This is a genomic window from Limosilactobacillus ingluviei str. Autruche 4, assembly GCF_000312405.1.
Classification (GTDB): Bacteria; Bacillota; Bacilli; order Lactobacillales; family Lactobacillaceae; genus Limosilactobacillus; species Limosilactobacillus ingluviei.
Window position 1 is genome coordinate 53,588 of record NZ_HE997174.1, and the last position, 23,985, is coordinate 77,572.

Here is a 23,985-nt window from a genome sequence, read left to right on the forward strand (position 1 = left end):
GTTAGAGTAGTGAAAGTGCTTTGACCATGTGTGCTAGGGGACTAGCCGATCGTGGACGGGCACTTTTTTTGTAAGCAGGAAGGATGACGATTGTGGCAAATTCAGAATTTGATACGATTGCGGCCATCTCGACCCCAGTGGGTGAGGGGGGGATTTCAATCATTCGCATCAGCGGCTCGGCGGCGCTGGCTGTTGCCAACCAGTTGATTAAGGGGCCGGATTTAACCCAAGTAGCCAGCCACACGATTAACTACGGGCACTTAATTGATCCGACCACCGCTGAAGAAGTTGATGAAGTGATGGTTTCGGTCATGTTGGCGCCGCGGACCTATACCAAAGAAGACGTCGTGGAAATCAACTGTCACGGGGGCTTGTTGGCGACCAACCGGACCTTGCAATTGGTTTTAAGTCATGGGGCGCGCTTGGCCGAACCAGGCGAATTTACGAAACGGGCCTTTTTAAACGGGCGCTTGGACCTTTCGCAAGCCGAGGCGGTCATGGACTTGATTCGGGCCAAGACGGATCAATCCATGCAAGTGGCCTTAAATCAGTTGGATGGGGATTTATCGCGTTTGATTAAGCGGCTGCGGCAGGATATTTTAGACGTCCTAGCGCAAGTCGAAGTCAATATTGACTACCCCGAATACGATGCGGTTGAAGAAATGACCAGCCAGATGTTAAAAGAAAAAGCCCAGGGCGTCAAGCAACACTTAGTAGCCTTGTTGAAGTCAGCCAAGCAAGGAAAGGTGCTGCGTGACGGGTTGGCCACGGCCATCATTGGGCGGCCCAATGTCGGAAAATCGAGCTTGTTAAATACTTTATTACATGAGGACAAAGCGATTGTGACCAACGTTGCGGGGACCACCCGGGACGTCATTGAAGAGTATGTCAACGTCAATGGGGTTCCCCTGCGGTTAATTGACACGGCCGGGATTCGCCAAACGGACGACCAGGTCGAAAAAATTGGGGTCGCGCGCAGCAAGCAGGCGTTAGACGCGGCGGATCTGGTCTTATTGTTATTGGACAGCTCCCGGGAATTGACGGGTGAAGACCGGGCTTTGATTGAAGCCACGGCGGCCAAACCCCGGATTGTGATCCTCAACAAGACGGACTTGCCGAGTCAAATTGATACCGGCCAAGTTCAAGCGATGATTGGTGATACGCCGTTGTTAAAAACTTCCATTACCGACCACACCGGGGTCGATCAATTGGGAGCCTTAATTGCGCACCTCTTCTTTGAGCAAGGCATTGAAAGTCACCAAGGCGAAGTGATGGTGACTAACGCCCGCCATATCGGGCTCCTGGCCCAAGCCAACGAAGCCTTGGATGAAGTATTGCGGGGGTTAGCGGCCGGGATGCCGGTTGATTTAGTGCAAATCGACATGACCCGCTGCTGGGACTTGCTGGGGGAAATCACCGGGGACAGCTACCAAGATGAATTATTGGATCAACTTTTCAGTCAGTTCTGTTTAGGAAAGTAGGAAAACGATGGAAGTATCAAGTGCAAAACAATACGAAGCTGGATCATATGATGTGATCGTGGTTGGGGCCGGGCACGCCGGCAGTGAAGCAGCGCTAGCCGCGGCCCGGATGGGTAATCGGACCCTCTTGGTTACCATCAGCCTGGAAATGGTGGCCTTTATGCCATGTAACCCTTCGTTAGGGGGGCCGGCAAAAGGGATCGTAGTACGCGAAATTGATGCCTTAGGGGGTCAAATGGGGAAGAATATTGACCAGACCTATGTGCAAATGCGGATGCTCAACACCGGGAAGGGGCCGGCGGTTCGCGCCTTGCGGGCCCAAGCAGATAAGCATGCTTACCACCGGCAGATGAAGCTGACGATTGAACAAGAACCGAATTTAACCCTCCGCCAAGCCACCGTGGACGATTTGATTGTTGAAGACGGGGTTTGCTGCGGGGTAATTACCAACACCGGGGCCCGCTACCGGGCGAAGGCGGTCGTGTTAACGGTCGGCACCGCCGCCCGGGGGAAGATTATTATCGGGGAATTGCAATATGAATCCGGACCGAATAATTCGAAAGCTGCTGTGAAGCTGTCAGAGGCCTTGGAACGGCTGGGCTTTGAATTAGAACGCTTTAAGACCGGGACGCCGCCGCGGGTCAACGGGAACACGATTGATTATGCGGCAACAGAAGAACAACCCGGCGATGAAACGCCGCACCACTTTAGCTTTGATACCCCAGACAGTGCCTACCTGCCAGTTAAAGATCAATTATCCTGTTGGTTGACCTATACCAATCCCGCAGTTCACGACCTGATTCGGGCCAACTTAGACCGGGCCCCGATGTTTTCTGGCTTGATCGAAGGGGTCGGACCCCGGTACTGTCCATCGATTGAAGACAAGGTCGTTCGCTTTGCGGATAAGGATCGCCACCAATTGTTCTTAGAACCCGAGGGTCGCGATACGGATGAATACTATGTGGATGGGTTATCAACTTCCTTTCCGGAAGAAATTCAACAACAACTGCTCCACCAGATTAAGGGCCTGGAGCACGTTGAAATGATGCGGCCCGGTTACGCGATTGAATATGACGTTGTGGCCCCGCACCAGTTGCATCCCACCTTGGAAACCAAGTTGATCAAAAACCTCTATACGGCGGGCCAAACCAACGGGACGTCTGGTTACGAAGAAGCGGCTGGCCAAGGCCTGATTGCGGGGATTAACGCGGGCCGGCGGGCCTTGGGCTTAGCCCCGTTTGTCTTAAAGCGTTCGGATGCCTACATTGGGGTCATGATTGACGATTTGGTCACGAAGGGGACCAAGGAGCCATACCGGTTGTTAACCAGTCGGGCCGAATACCGCTTGATCTTGCGGCATGACAACGCGGACTTGCGGCTGATGGCGATGGGGCACGCCTTGGGCCTGGTTTCAGATGAACGGTTAGCGGCGATGGAAGCCAAGAAAGCGACGGTCGCGGCGGAAATTAAGCGGCTGGCAACCGTGCGGCTCAAGCCAGGTTCAGCGGCCGATGAGTTTATCCAAGCCCATGGGGACCACGCGTTGAAGGATTCCCTGACGGCGGCGGCCCTTTTGAAGCGGCCGTACGTTTCATACGACCAGCTCTTGGAGTTTATCCCGGCCCCAGCGACGCCGTTGGATCGCCAAGCTAAGGAACAAGTGGAAATTCAACTGAAGTACGAAGGCTACATTAAAAAAGAAGAGGTCAAGGTCAACCGGCTGAAGCGCATGGAAGCCAAGAAGATTCCGGCCAACATTGATTACGATCAGATTGACGGTCTGGCAACGGAAGGACGGCAAAAATTGGCGAAGATTCGGCCTGAAACCTTGGCCCAAGCCTCCCGGATTTCGGGGGTCAACCCGGCGGATCTGGCGATTTTAAGTGTTTACATCCAACACCACTAAAGATAAATTAGCGGCCGGGAAGAACGGGCCGTGGTATGATGATTAAATGAACTGAAACGATTGAATCTCGTGGGGAAACCCGTTATGATTGCCTTTTAGGGTCAAAACCATAATTAGAGTGAATGGGAGTTGAAACAAATGTGTGGAATCGTTACCTTTGTGGACAATGAAGCGCCACAAGTCAAGGATAGCTTGATCCAAACGATGATGGACCGAATTATCCACCGGGGACCCGATGATGCCGGCCACTTTGTTGACCAGGGGGTGGCAATGGGCTTTCGGCGGTTGAGCTTTATTGATGTAAAGAGCGGGGCCCAACCAATCTTTAATGAAGATGACTCCAAAGCGATTACCTTTAACGGTGAAATTTATAACTTTAAGCCGCTCCGGGAAGAGCTGATTGAATTAGGGCACCATTTTACGACCCATGCAGATACGGAAGTTATTTTGCATGGTTACGAAGAATGGGGCGCTGAGGTTACTAAGCGGTTGCGGGGGATGTTTGCTTTCTTGATTTGGGACCGGGAAAAGCAAGAATTGTTTGGGGCCCGGGACCACTTTGGGATTAAGCCCTTGTATTACGGGAAGATGAATGGGACCTTCTTTGCGGGGTCAGAAATCAAAGCATTCTTAGACCACCCGAACTTCAATAAGGAGTTAAATAAGGCCGCGTTAAAGCCGTTTATGACCTTCCAGTACCCAGCCCTTGATGAAACCTTCTTTAAGGGGATCTTTAAGCTGCCAGAAGGGCATTATTTCTACTACCGGAATGGTGAATTTTCAATGGCCCAATACTGGGACGCGGAATTTGCGGCTGAAGACGAAAGTTTTGAAGAAGCCGTTGACAAGATTGAAGCGGCAGTGAGCGAATCCGTTAAGGCCCACTCCTTTGCTGATGAAGGCATCAAAGTGGGGTCCTTCTTATCCGCCGGGGTTGACTCCAGTTACGTCACGGCCATGATGCGCCCCGATGAAACCTTCTCGATCGGCTTTGATCAGGGGTATGATGAAACCAAGCAGGCCCGGGAGTTGGCTCAGAAGCTGAACTTAAAGAATACGGATGCGACTTTGACCAATGATGAGGCCTTTCATACCTTCCCGTTGATCCAATACTACTTGGATGAACCGGATTCCAACCCGTCGGTCGTGCCGCTGTACTTCTTGACCAAACTGGCTAAGGACCACGGCTACAAGGCAATGCTTTCCGGGGAAGGGGCCGATGAGCTTTTCGCGGGTTACACGGCTTATGGCTACAATACCAATTCCAAGGTCATTAAGTGGTTGACCAACCGGTTGGCGAAGTTGCCAAAGGCCAAGCGGGAACGGGTGGCCAACTGGCTGAAGCACCACAAGAATTTCCATGGTCGGTTGCACATGTACAATAACCTGGCGGCGGCACGGGATTCCTTCATTGGCCAAGCCCGCGTCTTTACGCCAGAAGAAGCCGAAGCGATTTTGCAACCAGCTTACCACCAAGCCCCAAGCGTGCAAGAAATCGTTGACCGGACGTATGACCGGATTGATGATCAAGCCGTGCCAGAACTGTCCAAGAAGCAATACCTGGACATTCACCAGTGGATGCCCGGTGATATCTTGCTGAAGGCGGACAAGATGAGTATGGCTAATTCCTTGGAACTGCGGGTTCCATTACTGGATAAGGAAATGATGAAGGTGGCAGGGCACACGCCAGCGAAATACTTGCTAACGGATCAAGGGACGAAGTGGGCCTTCCGGATGGCGGCCAACCGGCACTTACCAGAAGAATGGGCCACCCGCGAAAAGCTGGGCTTCCCGGTTCCGGTGCGGGAATGGCTGCGGCAAAAAGATTTCTATGAAGAAGTGCTCGAAATTTTTAAGCAGGATTTCGTGGGAGAATTCTTTGATCAAGCCAAGTTGTTGGCGATGGCGCAAGCCAACTTTGAAGGCAAAACGGATGACCGGCGGAAACTGTGGACGATCTATACTTTCTTAGTTTGGTACAAGCTTTACTTCATTGACAACTTTAACCCGCACGAGGAAGTTGAATTAGTCAAGGAAGGCGCTAAGGCCTAATCCCGCGGCGAAGAAAGCAACAGCCTGAAAGTAGGAAAGCGGCGGCAAGGCGGCTTTCCTTTTCGCTGTGTTACACTTGGAAATCGAACAAGAGGCCGCGGAAAAACAGCGTTTTTCCCCGGCCTTATTTTGTAGCGCTAAAATAAATTTGGAGGATCATGATGATGCGTTTAACCCTAACTCAAGCCGTAACCTTGCTCAAGGAGCACGATTTACTGATTAAAGTTGTCAACCCGCAGGTAACCGAATTTACGGCGGTGACCTATGATTCCCGCCACATTCCGGCGGGGCAGCCCCTCTTTTTTTGCAAAGGGGTTGGCTTTAAGGCGGACTACTTGGCAATGGCAATCGATCACGGGGCAGTTGGATACGTGGCGACCCAGGCTTATGAGCAACCCGTCACGGGGATTGTGGTCAAGGATGATCAAAAGGCAATGGCCCTGCTAGCGGCGGCCTTTTATGATTATCCGCAAAATGATCTGTTCATCGTGGGGATTACGGGAACGAAGGGGAAAACGACCACCGCTTACTTTACGCATAATGCCCTGACGGCCAGTGCCGGCCCCCAAACGGCCCTGTTGTCGACGTTGAACACGATCTTAGGGCCCCAGCCCGATCAGACCTTCAAATCCCACTTGACGACCCCAGAATCGCTGGATCTCTTTGCTTATATGCGCCAAGCCGTTGATAACAAGATGACCCATTTGGTAATGGAAGTGTCGTCGCAAGCCTACCTTAAGCACCGGGTCTATGGCTTGACGTTTGACGTGGGCATCTTCTTAAATATTAGTCCGGACCACATTGGGCGCAATGAGCACCCGACCTTTGCCAACTACTTATTCTGTAAAGAACAACTGTTGGTCAACGCCAAGACCTGTTTGATCAATGCGGATATGCCATACTTTGCGGCGGTCCAGCAGGCGGCCCAAACGACGACGGCGCCTGAGCGCATTTTTACCTTCGGGCAAACGGCGCCGGAAGTTGATTTTCGCTACCAATCAGTGCTGAGTGATTTAGCGGAATCCAAGTTTCACTTGGAGGCGGAAAGTCCGAAAGCCCAGGCCCTGCAAGTGGCTGGTGAGTACATTGCCAGTGTGCCCGGGGACTACAACGAAGGCAATGCGACCGCAGCCGTGATTACGGCTGGCTTGGCCGGGGCTAAAGCGGCGGCCATTCAAACGGCCCTGCAAAAGACGCACATTCCGGGCCGGATGGAGGTCTTGCCGACCAAGGGCCACGGGACCGTCTACGTTGATTATGCGCATGATTATGCCAGTGTGAAGCGGTTAGTGGCCTTCTTACGTTCGCAAACGCCAGCCGGGGGGAAGGTAATTGTTGTCTTGGGGGCCCCCGGTGATAAGGGCATTTCCCGGCGGCCGGGCTTTGGGAAGGCCTTATCCGAAGAACGCGCCGACGAAGTGATTTTAACGACGGATGACCCAGGTTTTGAGGATCCCAAGGCAATTGCTGACGAAATCGCCGCTCACATTGATCCGCAAAAGGTGGGACACGTCCAATACATTGCGGACCGGGCTCAGGCCATTGCAACGGCGATTACGATGAGTCACAACGATATGGTCGTCATTGCCGGCAAAGGGGCCGATGCCTACCAGAAGGTCAAGGGACAAGATTTACCGTACCCGAATGATTTGGTCGTTGCCAAGCAAGTCATTGAAAAGTTAGGGGCCCAATCGGAAAAATAGTGGTCAAGGACGCCTCAGCGGACTATGATGATAGTAAATGTACAAAGTGCAAGGAGAAGCTTATGAAAACCATGAAACAAATCATGAGTTGGGTCGTGCCGATTGTGATTGGGTTATTGATTGCGGTCTTGATTCGGACCTTTATCATGCAACCAGTCCGGGTGGATGGCCCCTCAATGTTACCGAACTTACAAAACAACGAGCGGGTCTTGACCTGGAAGTTAGCCAAAATTCACCGCGGCAGCGTGGTCGTCTTTAATGCCGATGGGGTCGATCCGCAGGTCTCCCAGCGCACCTATTACGTGAAGCGGGTCATTGCTGTCCCCGGGGATACGGTAGCTGCTAAGGATGGCAAGCTTTACGTCAATGGCAAGGAAGTGCGCCAGCAATACATTAATCGGTACCAACGGACCCAAGGGACGGGGAATTGGACCCTCAAGTCGATTTCGGTCCAAAACAGTTGGCTCAAAAACAGCGGCGCGACCAAGGTGCCTAAGGGGGAATACTTTGTTTTAGGTGACCACCGGAGTGTTTCCAACGATAGTCGCTACTACGGCTTTGTCCCGAAAGAAAAGGTCTTAGGGGTTGTGCAAGTTGGCTTCTGGTCCGGCAACCAAAGCAAGAAGAATAACGTTAACCACGAATGGCAACACTATTTTGAATAGGGCCAAGTGAAGTTGGGAAAAAAGTCTTAAAAATTCAAAAGCGCTAGAAACCACGTTACTGAAAACGTTGATTTCTAGCGCTTTTTGTTGTTACTTGCTAAGCTTTAGCCGCAAAGATAGTTTCGTCTCAGCCTCACTCACCGTTACCCACCGAATTAGTTTTTCCGGGAGTAGCTGGCAATGTCGGCTAAGATTTCGTTTAAGAATTCTTGCTTGCTCAGGCTGGTTTGGTCTTTTTCACCGTATTTACGGACGGAAACCGAACCGTTGGCTTGTTCATCTTCCCCTACGACCAGCGTGTATGGGACTTTTTGGGTTTGAGCTTCCCGGATCTTGTAGCCCATCTTTTCGTTGCGGTGGTCAACTTTGACCCGCACGTTAGCGGCCTTTAATTGAGCGGCCAATTGGTCGGCGTAAGCCCCGTGCTTGTCATCAGAAACCGGAATGATCGTTACTTGTTGTGGCGCTAACCAAGTTGGGAAGGCCCCCTTGTAGATTTCCGTCAGGTAGGCGATGAAACGTTCCATCGTGCCGACAACCCCCCGGTGGATCATTACGGGCCGGTGTTGCTTCCCGTCTTCGCCAACGTAGTGCAGATCAAAGCGTTCTGGCAACATGAAGTCGAGTTGGATCGTCGACATCGTTTCTTCGTTGCCTAGGGCCGTCTTGGTTTGGATGTCCAGCTTTGGTCCGTAGAAGGCGGCTTCCCCTTCGGCTTCGTAGTAGTCTAAGCCGAGGTCGTCCATGGCACCCTTTAACATGGATTGGGCTTGTTCCCACATTTCATCGTTTGCGTAGTACTTGTCGGTGTTCTTAGGGTCCCGGTAGGACAGCCGGAAGGTGTAATCCGTGATGTCAAAGTCTTCGTAGACGCTCATGATCAACTTTAAGATCTTGGCAAATTCCTTTTGAATTTGGTTTAAAGCAACGAAGGTGTGACCATCGTTCAGCGTCATTTCCCGGACCCGTTGCAAACCAGACAGGGCCCCGGATTTTTCGTAACGGTGCATCATCCCCAGTTCGGCAATCCGCAAGGGCAGATCCCGGTAGGAACGAATGTGGTGCTTGTAGACTTGAATGTGGGATGGGCAGTTCATTGGCCGCAATTCCAGCATTTCGCCGTCCCCCATGTCCATTGGTGGGAACATGTCATCACGGTAGTGTTGCCAGTGGCCCGACGTCTTGTAGGCATCCAGGTTCATTAAGACCGGGGTGTAAACGTGCTCGTAATCGTCAGAAACTTCCCGGTCGATGATGTAGCGTTCAATCGTCCGCCGGATCGTCGACCCCTTTGGCATCCAGTAAGGCAAACCGGCGCCGACCTTTGGATCGACAAAGAAGAGGTCGAGTTGGTTCCCGATCACCCGGTGGTCGCGTTCCTTAGCTTCTTGGCGGGCCTTTAAGTCCGCGGCCAGGTCATCGCCGTTAAAGAAGACCGTTCCGTAAATCCGTTGCAGCATCGGGTTGGAAGACATCCCCTTCCAGTACGCGCCAGCCACGGACAGGAGTTGGTAGTGCTTAACGACGTTGGCATAGACCAGGATCGGTGCTTCAGCGACAATCGCTGCATCCCCCAAGCGGTAGAGGGCCACCTTACCGTCGTGGGCGTGTTCCTTTAACAGTTCGTTGGTGAATTGATCATCCCCGGCTTCAGCTAAGGCCGCATCCAGGTCAACTTCAGCAAATTCTACCTTTAAGCCGTCCTTGGCAATTTGCTTCATGGCGGCGGCCAGATCGTCCAGTTGGTCGGCGGAGACTTGTTGGTCGTCCTTGTCGGAATCAACGTAGAATTGATCGTCTTCGGCCACGGCCGCGCCTAAGCGAATGCCGTCAAATTCGTGTTGTAAAGCCGCCTTTAACATCAAAGCGGCCATTTGCCGCAGGGCAGCCAGTGCGGCGGGATTCCCATCCCGTTCAATCTTTTCGACTTGGCCATCGGGGGCCATTACTGCTACTTGTGCCATCAAATCGCTCCTTTGTAAGAAAAAAATAAATAAAACGCCCCCTTGACCAAGGCTTGGTCAAAGGGACGTTGGTTAACATAACTCAGCGTGGTTCCACCCAGTTTCAGAATCAAAGCATGATTCTCTTTGAAGGTGTGGTAACGGACACGACCCGGAACACCTTATTTCGGTGTCAAAATAGAAGGTGGTACCACCAGTGGGGCTAACGATTCTTCCAGCCTAGGAACCGCTCCCTGGATAACTGACCACTGGTGACATGTCCTTCCAATTAGTGCTGATTATAGCATTTTGGTGGGTGGTGTCAAGGGGAGTGACTTAATTATTGTTCTGCCGGTGCCCCGGTTCCCCCACTTGGGGTTGCTTCACTTTGGGCGCTACCAGTGGTTGTCCCAGTATTACCATTGCCCGTGCCATTGCCGTTACCATTACTAGTAGTGTCTTGGGGCTGACTAGGCTTGGATTGGTAAGTCGACTGGTTATCGTTGCTGTTGGTAGTCGTTTGGTCATCCGTCGTGGTGCTGGTGGCCTGCGAAGTCGTAGTCGGAGCCGTCTGGTAGCTGTCCTGGACGTCCGTGGCAGTCGACGAAGTGGAGTGAGACCGCTTCTTGTGGCTGCTAGAGGACTTGTGACTAGAAGTCTCACTCGAGGAGACCGTCTCGTCGGAAGTCGTATTGACCGGGTTTTGTTGTTTGATCAAAAAGACCACAAAAAAGACTACTAAAGTAGCGATCGCGACCCCTAAAATGGTTTTATAAATCAGGTGTTTCTTGTGGCCGCCAGCCGGCCGGGAAGCATGGTGGCGCTGTGGCTGGCTGGCCGTTGGGGCGGTATAGACCGGTGGGGTGGGTTGGCTCGGTTGAGCCGTCGTCGGCCGCGGAGCATCATAGCTAGCGGTCTTTTCCACCCGGGTGGGGGTGGCGGTTTGTTCTTGCCGGACGGCGGCGCGGCTGCCCGGGGTGGGAGCAGACTTTGCTTCTTGATCTAAGACCCCTTTGAGCTTAATTTTCAGCGGCTTATCTTTTAAGCGCCGTGCTTGTTCGCGCTTGTGCTCGGGCGTGTCGTAGAGTTCGACCCGACTGAGCTGCTTTTTGCGCTCTTCATTGTTCAAAGCAATCACCTCTTCGTAATTTCAGTCAGTTTTAGGACCATTATATCATCTTGCGTCGGGAAAGGATAATTTCCCCGGGGACTACGCCCAACAAAAAAACGATCGAGCTTCCCCCGATCGTTGTCATAGTATTATTTCCTGGGAAATTATTCCGCCGTTGCCACGGTTTCCCACGGGTGGGCATGATGTTCGGCCGCAAAGCGCTTATTACCCTTGTGTAATTCATAAATTGTCCAAGCCAACAATGCCAAGATCGCGATAATTGTAAGCCAAGCTAAAACATCTGCAGTTCCTTTGCTCCAAATGCCAAAGCCTTCGTACGTGGCTGGCATATTCAAGAGATTTAAGAACGTCAGAACAATTACCGATAACCACCCTAACACTTTGGTCCAAGTAGCATTCTTAAATTGCCCCATTTCAACCTCACTGTTGGTCATCATCAATAATGGTAGCATTGAGAAAGGTAAGGCAAAGGCTAAGAAGACTTGAGAATTTTCCATCAACATGTTGATAGCTTGGTGTTGTTGTAAGTCACTTTCACCAGCGGTCATGGAAACACAGATTAAAACTGGTACAACAGAAATTAACCGGGTAATCAAGCGCCGGGCCCATAATGGCATCCGCATGTGCACAAAGCCTTCCATGATAACTTGCCCAGTTAAGGTCCCAGTAATTGTTGAGTTTTGACCAGAAGCCAGTAAGGCAACGGCAAATAAGGTGGATAAAATACCAGATTTTGCCACTGCAATCAACACACCATTACTCAGCATTGAAGTGTTATTTAATGCTTCATACAATCCAAAGAATGAGGTATCTTGGACAGCCCCAGACTTGAAGACGGCAACCCCCATGATTAACAAGAGGGCGTTGACAAAGAAGGCCGCTGTTAATTGAATGTTGGAATCCCATGCGGAGAAGCGAACCGTTTGCTTGATGTCTTCAGCTTTAGTGTGGTCGAGTTTGCGGGTTTGGGAAATTGCGGAGTGAAGATAGAGGTTGTGCGGCATAACGGTTGCCCCAATAATCCCTAATGAGCCACTAAGTGGAGAAATCCCCATTTTTTCAGGTCCTTGTGCAACTGCGGCAGTAGAAGGCACTAAGCCAACTAGCGCTGCGCCCCAATCCGGATCAGAAAGCAGGACTTGATAAACGAAGACAAAAAGAATGACTAAAATTAAACAAACCACAATTGCTTCAATTTTTCGGAAGCCCACTTTGGTTAAGAGCAACAATAGTAAAACGTCTAAGACCGTAATAAAGACGGCAATTACTAATGGAATATGGAATAAGAGATACAAGGCAATCGCCGCCCCAATAACTTCGGCAATGTCGGTGGCCATAATTGCCAGCTCAGTCATGATCCAAAGGACAATTCCTAACGCCTTCCCGGTCCGCGCCCGAATGGCCTGAGCTAAGTCCATTTGGCTGACGATCCCAAGTTTGGCTGCCATGTATTGAAGCAACATCGCGATCAAACTTGAAATCAGGATGGTCGTCATTAAAGTGTATTGAAATGCTTGCCCCCCGGTAATCGAAGTTGCCCAGTTACCAGGATCCATATACCCAACGGCAACTAAAGCGCCGGGGCCAGAATAAGCAAAGAGAGTTTTCCAGAAACCCTTGCCATGGGGCACTTCAACGGAGCCGTTGATTTCTTCGAGTGATTTCCCGTTTGCGTATTCAATTAATTTGTGCTTGCGGGGTTGGTTTTGTGTGCTGTCCACGCCAAATCCACCTTTCTGTCATATGCTTTCGACGGTTCTCAATTTGAGATTCACCGATTGAGAACACCTTTGTTAGGTTAGCATAAAAAATAATATCCCGCAATAAAAAATGCCGCATTTTCGGCGTTTTCACGGACATTTATGCCGAAATATCCTAAGTCAATCTTGAAATCGGTTTCAGCTTGCGGATGAAGTAAAGAAAATAAAAAGTTTGTCTCCTCACAAAGCGAAATAAAAAACGTGGGGAAATTTACCAGTCGACGAAAAGGTTGTTAAATCAAATCTTTTCAGAAAATTAACAGGGCTAAAGTTTATGACAAGCGGTTGACATAAATGGGTCAAACGACTATACTTACAGTCGTCAAATGATATTTTTCACAAGAGAGAAGGAGAAAAAGTTATGAAGGCACTTGTATTACAAGGAATTAAAGATTTAGCAGTGCAAGATTACGACGTCCCAAGCATTAAGCCAGATGAAGTGCTGGTGCACACGGCCTTTGCCGGGATTTGTGGGACTGACAAGGCCCTTTATGCCGGGTTGCCAGGTTCTGCTTCAGCTGTGCCACCGATTGTTTTGGGGCACGAAAACTCCGGGGTAGTGGCCAAAGTCGGGGCGGCCGTGACGAACGTTAAGGTCGGCGACCGGGTGACGGTGGACCCGAACATCTACTGTGGCCAATGCCAATACTGCCGGACCCAACGGCCTGAATTGTGTGAACACCTGGATGCGGTAGGGGTAACGCGTGACGGGGGCTTTGCCGAATACTTTACCGCCCCAGCCAAGGTGGTTTACCCAATTCCAGATAACGTTTCCCTCAAGGCCGCGGCGGTCATCGAACCAATTTCATGTGCGATGCACGGGGTGGACTTATTAGAAACTCACCCATACCAAACGGCTCTGGTAATCGGGGACGGCTTTGAAGGGCAACTCTTTGCTCAAATCCTGAAAGCCCGGGGGATTCATGAAGTGACCCTGGCGGGCCGGTCGGACGAAAAGCTGGCCAACAACCGGAAGCACTTTGGCGTTAAGACGATCAACACCACCAAGGAAGAAATTCCAGCGGATCACTTTGACGTGGTTGTCGAAGCCGTTGGTCTGCCAGCCACCCAAGAACAAGCCCTGGCCGCCGCTGCCCGGGGGGCCCAAGTGCTGATGTTTGGGGTCGGGAACCCGGACGACAAGTTTAGCGTCAACACTTACGATGTTTTCCAAAAGCAACTGACGATCCAAGGGGCCTTTATTAACCCTTACACCTTTGAAGATTCAATTGCCCTGTTGGCAGCCGGGAAGGTTGATCCGCTGCCACTGTTCTCCCACGAATTGGATCTGAGCGGGGTGGAAGACTTTGTCGCCGGGAAGTTAGGGAAAGTTTCCAAGGCGATCGTAAAGGTCGGCGGCGAAGAAGCTTAATTTATTTACCAATGCTTCGCCTTCGCGTGGCCGCCGCTCCAACGGCCAGTCGAACTTAATCTGTGTAAAATCTAACCCCATTAATTTGTCCCGCCCTAGTGCGGGATTAAGTTCCCGGCCGGGCCGGGAACTTTTTTTACACTCTTGTTGACACGGTGTCACTTGAGGGGTAAAGTTAAGTCGTTGACATGATGTCACTAAGAACGGAGGAACCAGAATGCCAAGTCAAACCTTTTTAAATTTGAAGCCCGAAAAGCAAGCGCGGATTTATGCCGCCCTCCTGACGGAATTTAGTGCCTATCCCTTAGCCAAGGCTCAAGTTGCGCGGATTGTCAAGGAAGCCCAGATTGCCCGAGGTGCCTTTTATAAGTACTTTGCCGATTTGAACGATGCTTACCAGACCCTCTGGCGGCGCTCGCTTCACCAGATCCACTCCCAAGAAGAGTTAGCGGGGCAATTGGCGCAAACCCCAGCGGATTATACCAATCAGGTGCGCCAGTTTTTGACCACCGGAGCCCAGCAAGGGTTGCGCGAGTTGTTGCGGCTGCATTATTCCACGAATGAAGCTTACTTGGGCCTAGCGGCAGTCCCAACGATGGGCCCGCGTTTTAATGCGCAAACTTGGGCGGTTATGACCCTGACCCACCAAGCAATGAAGGAATGCTTGATGGAGCCCGACCGGGAGGATGCGATTTTAACGCGGTTAGAGCAAGCTTTGACGGCTCTGATGGGAGGGAAGGTCCATGTTTCTGGCGATTAAAGAAATCAAACACGCTAAAGTCCACTATGGCTTGATTATCGCGATGGTGACCTTGATTGGGTATTTGATTTTTATGCTGCTCGGCCTCATGTTGGGCTTGGCAAATGAAAATACCGCGGCAATTGATGCTTGGTCGACCAAGACGGTGGTTTTAAGTAAGGGCGCGAATGTCAATCTCAATCAATCGCTGATTAAAACGGCGGATTTGCCCCCGTTAAAAGCTGGTGACAGTTTGGTCGGGCAAAGTCCAGTCGTGATCAGCCGCCAAACGGGCGCGGCCCGCAAGCAAAGTGCCCAGCTGATTGGTCTGCGCGCCGATCAGCCGATTTACCAACATTTGGAACTAGTCAGTGGGCACCGGCCCAAGGACTCTCGGCAGGTCGTTTTGGCGGCGAACTTGCGGACCAAGGGCTATCACTTAGGCGATCACATTAAGCTGGCGGGGCAGATGCAGAGATTAACGGTAGTTGGCTTTGCTAAAGATGGGATGTTAAACATGACCCCGATCGTCTACGGGAACTTGCAATTATGGCAAGCCGTTAAGGGGGGCCCGCAATTTGCGGCCAGTGCGATTTTTTCCCAACGCACCTTTCAATTGGACACCACCGCTTTAAAGGCCTACCCGCGGGCGACGTACGTTAATAAGTTGCCGGGTTACACGGCGCAAAACAAAACATTTGCGGCGATGATTGGTTTCTTAATGATCATTTCGATGATCATTATCGGGGTCTTTTTGTACATTTTAACGATGCAAAAGTTGCCAAACTATGCGGTTTTACGGGCCCAGGGGATTCCCGGGCGGACACTGACGATGGCGACAATCAGCCAGGCGGCGGTGCTCATGGTCAGCGGGGGGCTTTTAAGCTTGCTTTTGACCCGCTTGACCATGCTGGGCTTGCCAGCCAGCATGCCTTTCCAATTATCATGGCCACTGGCGGCGGGGTTGACGGGGGCGTTGGTCTTGCTGGGAATGGTCGGCGCGTTAATTCCAGTGAAGCTGATCCAACGGGTCCAACCCTTAGATGCGCTGCACTAGCTCAATCAGGAGGCAAGTATGAACTTAATTGAATTAAAGCAGGTCAGTAAGGTTTACGGGCACGGCGTCAGCCAGGTGCAAGCGTTACAAGAAGTTAATTTTGCGGCGGCCCCGGGCGAATTAAATTTGGTGGTTGGCCCGTCAGGGTCGGGTAAAAGCACCTTTTTAACGATTGCGGGGGGCTTGCAAACCCCGACGAGCGGGCAGGTGTTAATTGACGGTCAAGATCCAGCTCAATTAACGGCTCAGCAACGGGATCATTTGCGCTTGACCCGGCTGGGCTTTATCCTGCAGGCGTATAACCTCCTGCCGTATTTAACGGTTCACCAGCAATTTGAACTGGTCGACCGGGTGAAAAAAGATCATTTAACGCCGGCGGCCTTGCAAACCTTACTGAGCGAGCTAGGCATTGACCAACTGCAAGCCAAGTATCCGGACCAATTGTCAGGGGGCCAAAACCAACGGGTGGCGATTGCCCGGGCGCTTTATGCCAACCCGGCGATTGTGCTGGCGGACGAACCAACGGCGGCCTTAGACAGTCAGCGGGTTCAAGTAGTTGGCCAATTATTTAAGACTTTGGCGGTTAAGCACCACAAGGCGGTGGTGATTGTGACCCACGATCAGCGCTTGGCGGCCTTTGCGGACCATTGTTACCAAATTGAAGATGGTCAAATGACGCAATTATCATAACGGTACGGGGATTTCCCGGGAAATAACTGGCTTGGCCAAGTGAAATTCGGTACCATAAAAAGCAAAGTGTTGCTGTAGCTGGAAAGGGGAGATCACATGGCTTTTTTAGAACTGGCTGCAATCCGGAAATCCTACTATTTAGGTAAAGAAGAATTCCCGGTCTTAAAGGGGATTGATCTGCGCTTTGAGCGCGGAGAATTTGTCTCGATTCTCGGTGAATCCGGGGGCGGGAAGACGACGTTGATGAATATTATTGGGGGCTTGGATCGTAAGTTTAGCGGGACGGTGACGGTGGAAGGCGCCCCCTTAGACCATACGAAAGAAAAACAAATGGATGAGTACCGCCGGGCGATGGTTGGCTACATTTACCAGTCCTATAACCTGGTCCCCCATTTAACGGTGTTGGATAATGTGTTGGTCGCCTTAGAGATGACGACCCTCGCGGCTGCGGAACGGAAGGAACGGGCTTTAAAACTATTGGATGAAGTCGGGTTGGCGGACCACGCCAAAAAACACCCCCGGCAATTATCAGGCGGGCAAAAGCAACGGGTGGCGATTGCGCGGGCTTTGGCGGCTGACCCGCAAATTATCATTGCCGACGAACCAACGGGGGCATTGGATGCGCAGAACACCAAGGAAGTCCTGGGCATTTTGGACCAAATTGCTCAAAGCGGTAAATTGGTGATTGCCGTTACCCACTCCCAAGCGGTCGCTGATTACGGGACCCGGGTCGTTCGGCTGGCGGATGGCCAGATTGAAGCGGATGAACGCTTGCGGCCGGCCTACCCCACCCAAGCGGCGCCACAGTTGAAGGCGCGTCCACTGCCGGCTTTAGCTAGTTACCGGACGGCCTTTAAACACTTAATGTATAATTTTTGGCGCAATTCTTTGATTATGCTCGGCGTTGGGATTGGGCTGTTTGCGGTAATTTTATTTGCCGGTTTGGGGAATGGCGTTAACGGGTACTTGCAAAATCAGATTAATCAGGTTGCCAATCCCCAGGTAATTTCCGTCTTAAAGAATCCAACGGGGAAAAAGATGTCGATGGAACGGCTGCAAATGGCGGTGCAAAACATGGGTGCCAACCTGAAGGACGCCACGATCAGTGAGCATGACCAAGCCCGGATCAAAAAGCTGGCGGGGGTCCAAAAAGTGGAAGCCAACTATATTTTGCCGACCTACCGGTTAACGAACCAAGCCAAGCAACAAAGCGGGGCGATGATGCAGACGTGGTCATTGAGTGATAAAAAGAATCTGTTGAAAGCCGGCCACGTTCCGGGCAAACAAGAAGTGGTCTTAAAAAAGCAAGATGTAATCGAGCTCTTTGGCGACCACGCCAACAAGGCCTTGATCGGTAAGCAAGTCACGTTGGAATTCCAATGGGTAGATTCAAATAACCAGCCGGTGGTCATCAAGGTGCCGCTTAAAGTAGCCGGGATTACGGAGGGCACCAGCAGTGCCACGTTGGTGAATGCGCAGACGATTAAGGCGGCCTTGCAGGCCCAAAATGCGCTTACCGCCCCGAATATGCTGGCGGTTAAGGTCCACCACTTGGGCCAAGTGGAAGCCGTTGCCACGAAAATCAATCACTTAACCACGGATAACAAACGGGTAGTCGGCGCCATTACGATTGGCTCGGCCCTTAAGCGGGTGAATACTTACGTGAAGTTAGCGGCGAACCTCTTAGCTGCCATTGCAGGGATTTCCTTGCTAGTATCAGCCCTGATGATTATTGTTACGATGTACATGTCAGTTTCGGAACGGACCAAAGAAATCGGGATTCTCCGGGCCTTGGGGGAACGCAAAAAGGACATTCGCCGGTTGTTTACGGCGGAATCGCTGTTAATTGGACTGTTTGGGGCGCTGTTTGCCCTGATCTTAGCCCTGTTAGCCGCGGCGGGCATCAACCATGCGGTTGCCCACCTGATTAAATATCAGATCGTTCAAATCCAAACTGGCAACGTGGTGTTTGCCTTTTTAGCCGCGATTGTGATCTCCTTTTTGGCCGCTGTCCTGCCGGCCCGGCGCGCGGCCAAACTCAATCCGGTTGACGCCTTAGCCGAAGATTAGAAAGGGATAAAAATTCACCAAAAATCCCCCTGTAAACGGCTTGACTGAATGTTAATTATGATAAGATTGAGGGTGCTAAAAGGGGTGTTGAAAATGGGAAATAAGGAACGACGAAAATTAATTAAAAATTTGATTGCGGCCGAAAAAATCAGTACGCAAGATGAACTCCTAAAACGGCTCAAAGCGGCAGGGGTGGAAGCAACCCAAGCGACCATTTCACGCGATCTGCATGCGCTCAACGTCGCTAAAGTCAGTGATGGAAATGGCCGTTCTTATTATGCACAACTCGAGGTTGCGGCCCCAAAGATCGATCAGCGCTTGTATGATGCGATTGAAAATACGGTTGAGTCGATTACGATGGTTCAGTTTATGAACGTGATTAAAACGACGCCGAATTCCAATTATGCCACGATTCTGGCGGGCTTGTTTGATGACAGTCAAATGCCTGAAATTACGGGGACCTTGGCGGGGAATGATACTCTAATTACGATCAGCAAGTCACCAGAAGAAGCGCAAGTCATCAATCAATTAGTCTTAGATCACATGAACTAACAAAAAGCCTGGTTTACCTCACTGCGAAGTAAACCAGGCTTTTTCGATTAGGTGGTTAGCGACCGAGGTTGCGATCCTCAATCGCATCGGCAATTAAGGCCATAATTTGCGGGCTGGTTAATTGGTAAACCATATTTTTCCCGCGCCGGCTCGCCGTGACCAGCTTTTTTTGTTTCAACAATTGCAATTGGTGGGAGACCGCCGACTGTTCCCAATCCAAGGCTTGGCTGATTTCTGAAACGGTCATCCGGTTTTGCATCAGTAAGTAGAGCAATTGCAATCGCTTGGGGTGGCCAAGAATTTTAAAGAGCGAACTGACCCGTTCGAGCTCATCTTGCCGTAATGATTGATAGTTCATCGCCAGTCGTCCCTTCTTAACTGGAAAAGACAGCCGCTGTATTTGACAGCTGCTGTCTTAAGGTTGTCCGTCTCAGCTCAATGCTAGAAAGCTAATTTTTGTCCGACGTAGATGGTGTAAGGCTGGCTGATGTGATTGGTCTGCGCTAAGTGTTGCCAGTTGACCCCGACTTTTTGGGCAATTTCATAGAGCGTATCCCCCGCGGTCACGGTGTATACCCCCCGTTTCGCTGTCGTGGTTGTGACTGACGTGGTCCGGGTAGGAGCCGTAAACTTTAAGGTTTGCCCAACGTAAATTTCGTTGGGATTGCTGATCCCATTTGCTTGGGCCAGGGCTTCGTAACTGGTACCGTGAGCGGCGGCAATAGCTGATAAGGTATCGCCCGCCTTAACGGTGTAAGTCCCTTGGTTAGTTGAAGCGGCCGGGGTCGAGGTTGTCGTTTGGGTAGAGGTATTGGTGGTAGCTTGCAACTTTAAAGTTTGGCCAACGTAGATTTCGTTAGGGTTGCTCAAGTGGTTGAGGCTCGCCAAGTTTTGGTAAGAAGTTCCATGGCTGGCAGCGATTTGACTTAAGGTGTCCCCCGCTTTAACGGTGTAAGTAGCTGTCGAAGCAGGCTTAGCCGGCGCGGCAGTGGTTGATTGACTTGCCGAGGTGGCTTGCTTGATCGTCAGGACTTGACCGACGTAAATCAGGTTGGGGTTGGCCAACTTATTTAATTGCACCAATTGGTTGACGCTCGTTTGGTGGTTGGCAGCAATCTGACCCAGGGTGTCCCCTGCTTTAACGGTGTACGTTGCAGCCGTGGTCGTGCTGGTGGATGGGGTAGTGGTTTGCGGTTGGCTTGGGGTCGCAGCTTGTTGGACCAAGAGCCGTTGACCGACGTAAATCAGGTTGGGGTTGGCCAAGTTGTTCAAACGAGCCAAGGTATTCACGGTCGTTTGGTAGTTGTTGGCAATCCCGGATAAGGTGTCGCCCGCTTTAACCGTGTAGTAACTGGTACCCCCCGTCGAGGTGCTGGTGCCATTGCCAGTGTCACTAGTGTTGTAAGCATCGTTATTGGCGGCTCCGTTGCCCTTGTTGTTAACGGCGGTTGCCCCCGACAGCGCAATTGAATCTAAGCGGTCCAACCCGTACGTTTGGACCAGGTTAATCAAGGCACTGGCATAGTTTGGATCGGTTGCGTACCCGTCCGCCCGTAACTTGTTGGCCACGCTGACGTAGCTGGTGTCCCCCAACAGATTGTGGTAACGACTGTTTTGGTTTAAGAACGCCCCGTGGTCTTCAACGGATTGATCGTTGTTAGCGTAAGCTCGGAAATTGTCATAGATGTAGACACTTTGACCATTGTAAACTTCCCGGGTTTGGAGCCGAATCGAGTTTCCGTTGTAGCTCCCCTTGATCCCAAAGAGGTTGTGGGCGGCCGTTGACAGGTATGACGATCCCCAACCACTTTCCAAAATGGCTTGGGCAACCGTCACCGACGGGAGAACTTGGTAGGTATGCCAACCGTTGATTGCCCCTTGAGCCACACTTTGGATAAAGGCTTGGCTCTTTGCATTGTTGGAGAAGGTAATAGTGCTTAAATCCACGTTGTTTGTCGTCGCAGCGGCTTTGTACATGGCAACACTGGCCTGGCTGGCTTCAACCGGGGCTGAAGCAACGCTGGTGGCAGCTTGGGACGTGGCACTAGCCGCATTTTCATTAGCGCTTTGGGGGGCTTGACTGGCTGCTTCACTGGCACTGGTTAAAGTGACCTGATCAGCCGTGGCCGCCACTTGCGCTAATGAGGCTTCACTGGTAGCCGCCGCACTGTTGCTGTCAGCGGCACTGCCGTTGCTTGTTGCGCTGGTGGTTTGGTCCGCCGGGCTGGTGGCATCACTGCCATTTGCGTTTGTGGTTTGCGCTTGGTCCGGCGCAGCTGCTTGATCATCGGCGTGGGCCACCGCCCCGCTGGCCGTCAACAGCGTTAACGCACAGACGCTGGCAAAGACCCATTTTTTTCCATTTTTGTACATTTTGTAGTGTAGGTGGTTTAACTCGTAATTGTTTTTCTGCATAAGTTTAGTCCCCTCTTGATATTCCCAGTTTTTGTGTGAATAGCTTTAATTTCAAACGTTGTGGTGATCCCCAAAATTTAAGAAAATCATAAGGATGCTAACACCTTCAAACTAGCATGATTCCGGGTTCAGGTCAACGAATTTTACCAGCCTTTTTTGCGATCTTAGGCACGGTAAGGTAAAGTGCTTAATAAGTTTCGAAAAAAGCGGCAAGTTCGCCAATTTTGTCAATTTGTGGTTGGTGATTAAAGCGGAAGCAACCGGACGCAGGAAGGCAAACAGCACTGGTAATGGGCCGACGGGATTGGTATACTGATGATTGATTGGAAATGATAACGCCACCATGCGTTGGTTGAGTGATTTTCCCAATAATTTTTGGTGAGTGGAGTTTGAAAAAATGGTAGCGAAGTTAAAAGACGTAGCCAAGTTGGCGGGGGTGTCGGTCACGACGGTCTCCCGGGTAATTAACAACTATGGTTCGCTAAGCAAAAAGACAATTTATAAGGTGCACCAGGCGATGCAAGAGCTGAATTATCAGCCCAATGCTTTGGCCCGGGCGATGCAAGGAAAGCCGTCCAACTTTATTGGCCTCATCTTTCCTAATTTGACCAACCCCTTTTACGCGGAATTGGTCAATGAATTAGAGTCCCGGCTGTTTGCTAAGGGATACAAAACAATCATTGCCTCAGCCGCAGAAAATGAACAAATTGAGCACGAATACTTGGGGATGCTGATGGCCAACCAAGTTGATGGGATTATTTCCGGTTCGCATAATTTGGGGATTGAAGAATACAAGCAGGTGGGCGCCCCGATTGTTTCTTTTGACCGGTATTTGGCAGAAGGGATTCCGATTGTCACGTCAGACAGTTACAGTGGTGGGCGCTTGGCGGCCGATTATTTAGTGAACTGGGGTTGCCAAAACTTGGCGGTCTTAATCGATGAAGACACCTCTTCGTCACCGACCATTAACCGGGTCCAAGGGGTGGTAGATTACATGAATGAACATGATTTTGAATACACCCCCCTGGATGTCAATGAAATTCAGGTCGAAGCAGTTTTCCCGGGTGATTTTGACGGGGTCTTGGCCCCGGATGATGAATTTGCTTTGCAGATTCGCAGCTTGGCCGAGCGAGCAGGGAAAGTCTTTGGCAAGGACTTTATTGTTACCGGCTATAACGGCTCGCACCTGGTTCAAAAAATTGCCCCCGATTTGCCAACGGTGGTCCGGCCCGTTGACAGCTTAGCAGATGAATTGATTGATACCTTATTAAAACGGATTGCCGACCCCACCAAGCCTTTGCCCTCAAAGGAATTACCGGTCCGGCTGGCCAATCCGTTGCCAAACTAAAAAAGCACAGGGGCCGCAGCGGCGTTCCCTGTGCTTTTGATTTTTGAGCGGGCTTAACGTTGGGAGTCCATGAACTTGCGCAATAAGCCGGCTTCTTCTTCGGTGGCTTGGCTGGCTTGGGACTTGATATCGTGGACCCGTTCAACTGACAGTTGGCTGCCAAAGGCAACTTGATTGTCAATCAGATCAAATTCCTTTTCAAAATTAATGATTTCCATTGACAGGTTGTTTGATTCGTCCATTATAAGGCCTCCTGGAAATTTCCGTAAAAGTGATAACTTTTATCATTTTACCCCATTGATCTCGGATTGGCCAATCTTAAATTCAGGGTAAGTGTGGTACAATGCTAACATAACGGCAGAATGCTGACTTTGGTAAAAGGATGGAGACAAATAATGACATGGAATTGGTTAGGCTGGTTGCTTTGGCTTGGGGCCTTGGTATACCTGTGTTGGGTCATTCACTATATTCGGGTGCACCAATTGATGCTGATTGCCAAGACCGGGAATCGCTTAGATAAAATGCTGATGGCCAAATATGTGGGCTTTTTATTGGTAGCCTTTTGCTGGGTTGGCGGGATGTATTATTTAACGTTTGCCCGGTCCGTTGATTACCGTGATCAAGCGGCAGTTAAAGTCACGACCCAGTATGCGCCGTTGCAATTAAGCAGTGCGGGGGGCGATTATTACTACGTGTTGGGTAATAAGAGTGCTGGTGGCAAACACCAGGTGGCTTCGTATACGTACGCCACGGCCACCCGCAAAAATACGGTCAGTGCCCGCTATGCGACAGTGGTCACAACGGATGAACTAATTCCGGCGGATGCCCGGGATTATCCGTGGCAAGCTGCCCGGTTGCAAAAAGAAGACCGTAATACCACCCATGCCTTTGTTGCCACGATGGATGTTACTTACCGGAATACGGTTTTAAACGGTTTGGGCTTGCGCGTGAACCGGCCCGCCGGTCAGTACACACTGTTGCGAATTCCCGCACCGGGGTTGTTGAAAGAACAATAACTCTGGTCAGGAACGGATTGCATGATATAATTGTAAGGAATGCCCTGGTTGGGATGAAGCAGCCAGGAACTGAGCATAATTAAC

Annotated in this window: 19 protein-coding genes; 13 read left to right on the forward strand and 6 right to left on the reverse strand. The window is 51.0% G+C overall.

All coding sequences use genetic code 11. The annotated features are described in order from the left end of the window. Window positions 1-92: 92 nt before the first annotated feature. The 5 genes from mnmE (at window position 93) to lepB (ending at window position 7,807) form a co-directional block, all read left to right on the forward strand. The gene (gene mnmE, locus BN54_RS06015; RefSeq protein ID WP_019206267.1) at window positions 93-1,481 is read left to right on the forward strand and encodes a tRNA uridine-5-carboxymethylaminomethyl(34) synthesis GTPase MnmE; all 1,389 of its coding nucleotides are present in this window, start codon (window positions 93-95) and stop codon (window positions 1,479-1,481) included. Between the two features lie 7 nt (window positions 1,482-1,488). Further along, window positions 1,489-3,387, forward strand: a complete 1,899-nt coding sequence (gene mnmG / locus BN54_RS06020; protein WP_019206268.1) for a tRNA uridine-5-carboxymethylaminomethyl(34) synthesis enzyme MnmG — start codon at window positions 1,489-1,491, stop codon at window positions 3,385-3,387. 138 nt (window positions 3,388-3,525) lie between these two features. Beyond that, window positions 3,526-5,439, forward strand: coding sequence for an asparagine synthase (glutamine-hydrolyzing) (gene asnB / locus BN54_RS06025; RefSeq protein WP_019206269.1), 1,914 nt, complete (start codon window positions 3,526-3,528; stop codon window positions 5,437-5,439). Between the two features lie 164 nt (window positions 5,440-5,603). Next, window positions 5,604-7,142, forward strand: coding sequence for a UDP-N-acetylmuramoyl-L-alanyl-D-glutamate--2,6-diaminopimelate ligase (locus BN54_RS06030; protein WP_019206270.1), 1,539 nt, complete (start codon window positions 5,604-5,606; stop codon window positions 7,140-7,142). 62 nt (window positions 7,143-7,204) lie between these two features. Next, a complete protein-coding gene (lepB, locus tag BN54_RS06035; protein ID WP_019206271.1) occupies window positions 7,205-7,807 on the forward strand; it encodes a signal peptidase I in 603 nt (200 codons plus the stop codon). Window positions 7,808-7,962: 155 nt separating this feature from the next. On the opposite strand, the gene thrS is transcribed toward lepB, so the two are convergent. From thrS to BN54_RS06050, 3 genes are all read right to left on the reverse strand, one after another. Next, window positions 7,963-9,771 (reverse strand): threonine--tRNA ligase, encoded by a 1,809-nt coding sequence (gene thrS, locus BN54_RS06040; RefSeq protein ID WP_019206272.1) that lies wholly within the window; start codon window positions 9,769-9,771, stop codon window positions 7,963-7,965. A 319-nt stretch (window positions 9,772-10,090) separates the two neighbouring features. Beyond that, the gene (locus BN54_RS09840) at window positions 10,091-10,879 is read right to left on the reverse strand and encodes a hypothetical protein (RefSeq protein WP_019206274.1); all 789 of its coding nucleotides are present in this window, start codon (window positions 10,877-10,879) and stop codon (window positions 10,091-10,093) included. A 146-nt stretch (window positions 10,880-11,025) separates the two neighbouring features. Beyond that, entirely contained in the window at window positions 11,026-12,603 is a 1,578-nt protein-coding gene (locus BN54_RS06050) for an Nramp family divalent metal transporter (RefSeq protein ID WP_019206275.1), read from the reverse strand. Between the two features lie 400 nt (window positions 12,604-13,003). Between BN54_RS06050 and BN54_RS06055 the strand changes: the two genes are divergently transcribed. The 6 genes from BN54_RS06055 (at window position 13,004) to BN54_RS06080 (ending at window position 19,122) form a co-directional block, all read left to right on the forward strand. Next, the gene (locus BN54_RS06055) at window positions 13,004-14,014 is read left to right on the forward strand and encodes a zinc-dependent alcohol dehydrogenase family protein (RefSeq protein WP_019206276.1); all 1,011 of its coding nucleotides are present in this window, start codon (window positions 13,004-13,006) and stop codon (window positions 14,012-14,014) included. A 217-nt stretch (window positions 14,015-14,231) separates the two neighbouring features. Further along, window positions 14,232-14,774: a TetR/AcrR family transcriptional regulator gene (locus tag BN54_RS06060; protein ID WP_019206277.1), complete on the forward strand. Its 543-nt coding sequence runs from the start codon at window positions 14,232-14,234 to the stop codon at window positions 14,772-14,774. After that, window positions 14,758-15,810 carry an ABC transporter permease gene (locus tag BN54_RS06065; RefSeq protein WP_019206278.1) on the forward strand — a complete coding sequence of 351 codons (1,053 nt, stop codon included), beginning with the start codon at window positions 14,758-14,760 and terminating at the stop codon, window positions 15,808-15,810. The genes BN54_RS06060 and BN54_RS06065 overlap by 17 nt, the downstream gene beginning before the upstream one ends. Window positions 15,811-15,828: 18 nt before the next feature. Continuing rightward, window positions 15,829-16,500, forward strand: coding sequence for an ABC transporter ATP-binding protein (locus BN54_RS06070; RefSeq protein WP_019206279.1), 672 nt, complete (start codon window positions 15,829-15,831; stop codon window positions 16,498-16,500). Between the two features lie 96 nt (window positions 16,501-16,596). Next, entirely contained in the window at window positions 16,597-18,570 is a 1,974-nt protein-coding gene (locus BN54_RS06075) for an ABC transporter ATP-binding protein/permease (protein ID WP_019206280.1), read from the forward strand. A gap of 93 nt (window positions 18,571-18,663) precedes the next feature. Next, window positions 18,664-19,122, forward strand: coding sequence for an arginine repressor (locus BN54_RS06080; RefSeq protein ID WP_019206281.1), 459 nt, complete (start codon window positions 18,664-18,666; stop codon window positions 19,120-19,122). Between the two features lie 55 nt (window positions 19,123-19,177). Here BN54_RS06080 and BN54_RS06085 read toward each other — a convergent pair whose 3' ends face one another. Continuing rightward, entirely contained in the window at window positions 19,178-19,480 is a 303-nt protein-coding gene (locus tag BN54_RS06085; protein ID WP_019206282.1) for an ArsR/SmtB family transcription factor, read from the reverse strand. An 83-nt stretch (window positions 19,481-19,563) separates the two neighbouring features. Continuing rightward, window positions 19,564-21,537, reverse strand: a complete 1,974-nt coding sequence (locus BN54_RS06090; protein ID WP_019206283.1) for a LysM peptidoglycan-binding domain-containing protein — start codon at window positions 21,535-21,537, stop codon at window positions 19,564-19,566. Window positions 21,538-21,934: 397 nt separating this feature from the next. Between BN54_RS06090 and BN54_RS06095 the strand changes: the two genes are divergently transcribed. Next, window positions 21,935-22,885: a LacI family DNA-binding transcriptional regulator gene (locus BN54_RS06095; RefSeq protein ID WP_019206284.1), complete on the forward strand. Its 951-nt coding sequence runs from the start codon at window positions 21,935-21,937 to the stop codon at window positions 22,883-22,885. Window positions 22,886-22,938: 53 nt separating this feature from the next. On the opposite strand, the gene BN54_RS06100 is transcribed toward BN54_RS06095, so the two are convergent. Continuing rightward, window positions 22,939-23,127 carry an LBP_cg2779 family protein gene (locus BN54_RS06100; protein ID WP_019206285.1) on the reverse strand — a complete coding sequence of 63 codons (189 nt, stop codon included), beginning with the start codon at window positions 23,125-23,127 and terminating at the stop codon, window positions 22,939-22,941. Window positions 23,128-23,280: 153 nt separating this feature from the next. Here BN54_RS06100 and BN54_RS06105 point away from each other — a divergent pair, with 153 nt between their 5' ends. Further along, window positions 23,281-23,901, forward strand: coding sequence for an LVIS_2131 family protein (locus BN54_RS06105; protein ID WP_019206286.1), 621 nt, complete (start codon window positions 23,281-23,283; stop codon window positions 23,899-23,901). Window positions 23,902-23,985 lie beyond the last annotated feature (84 nt).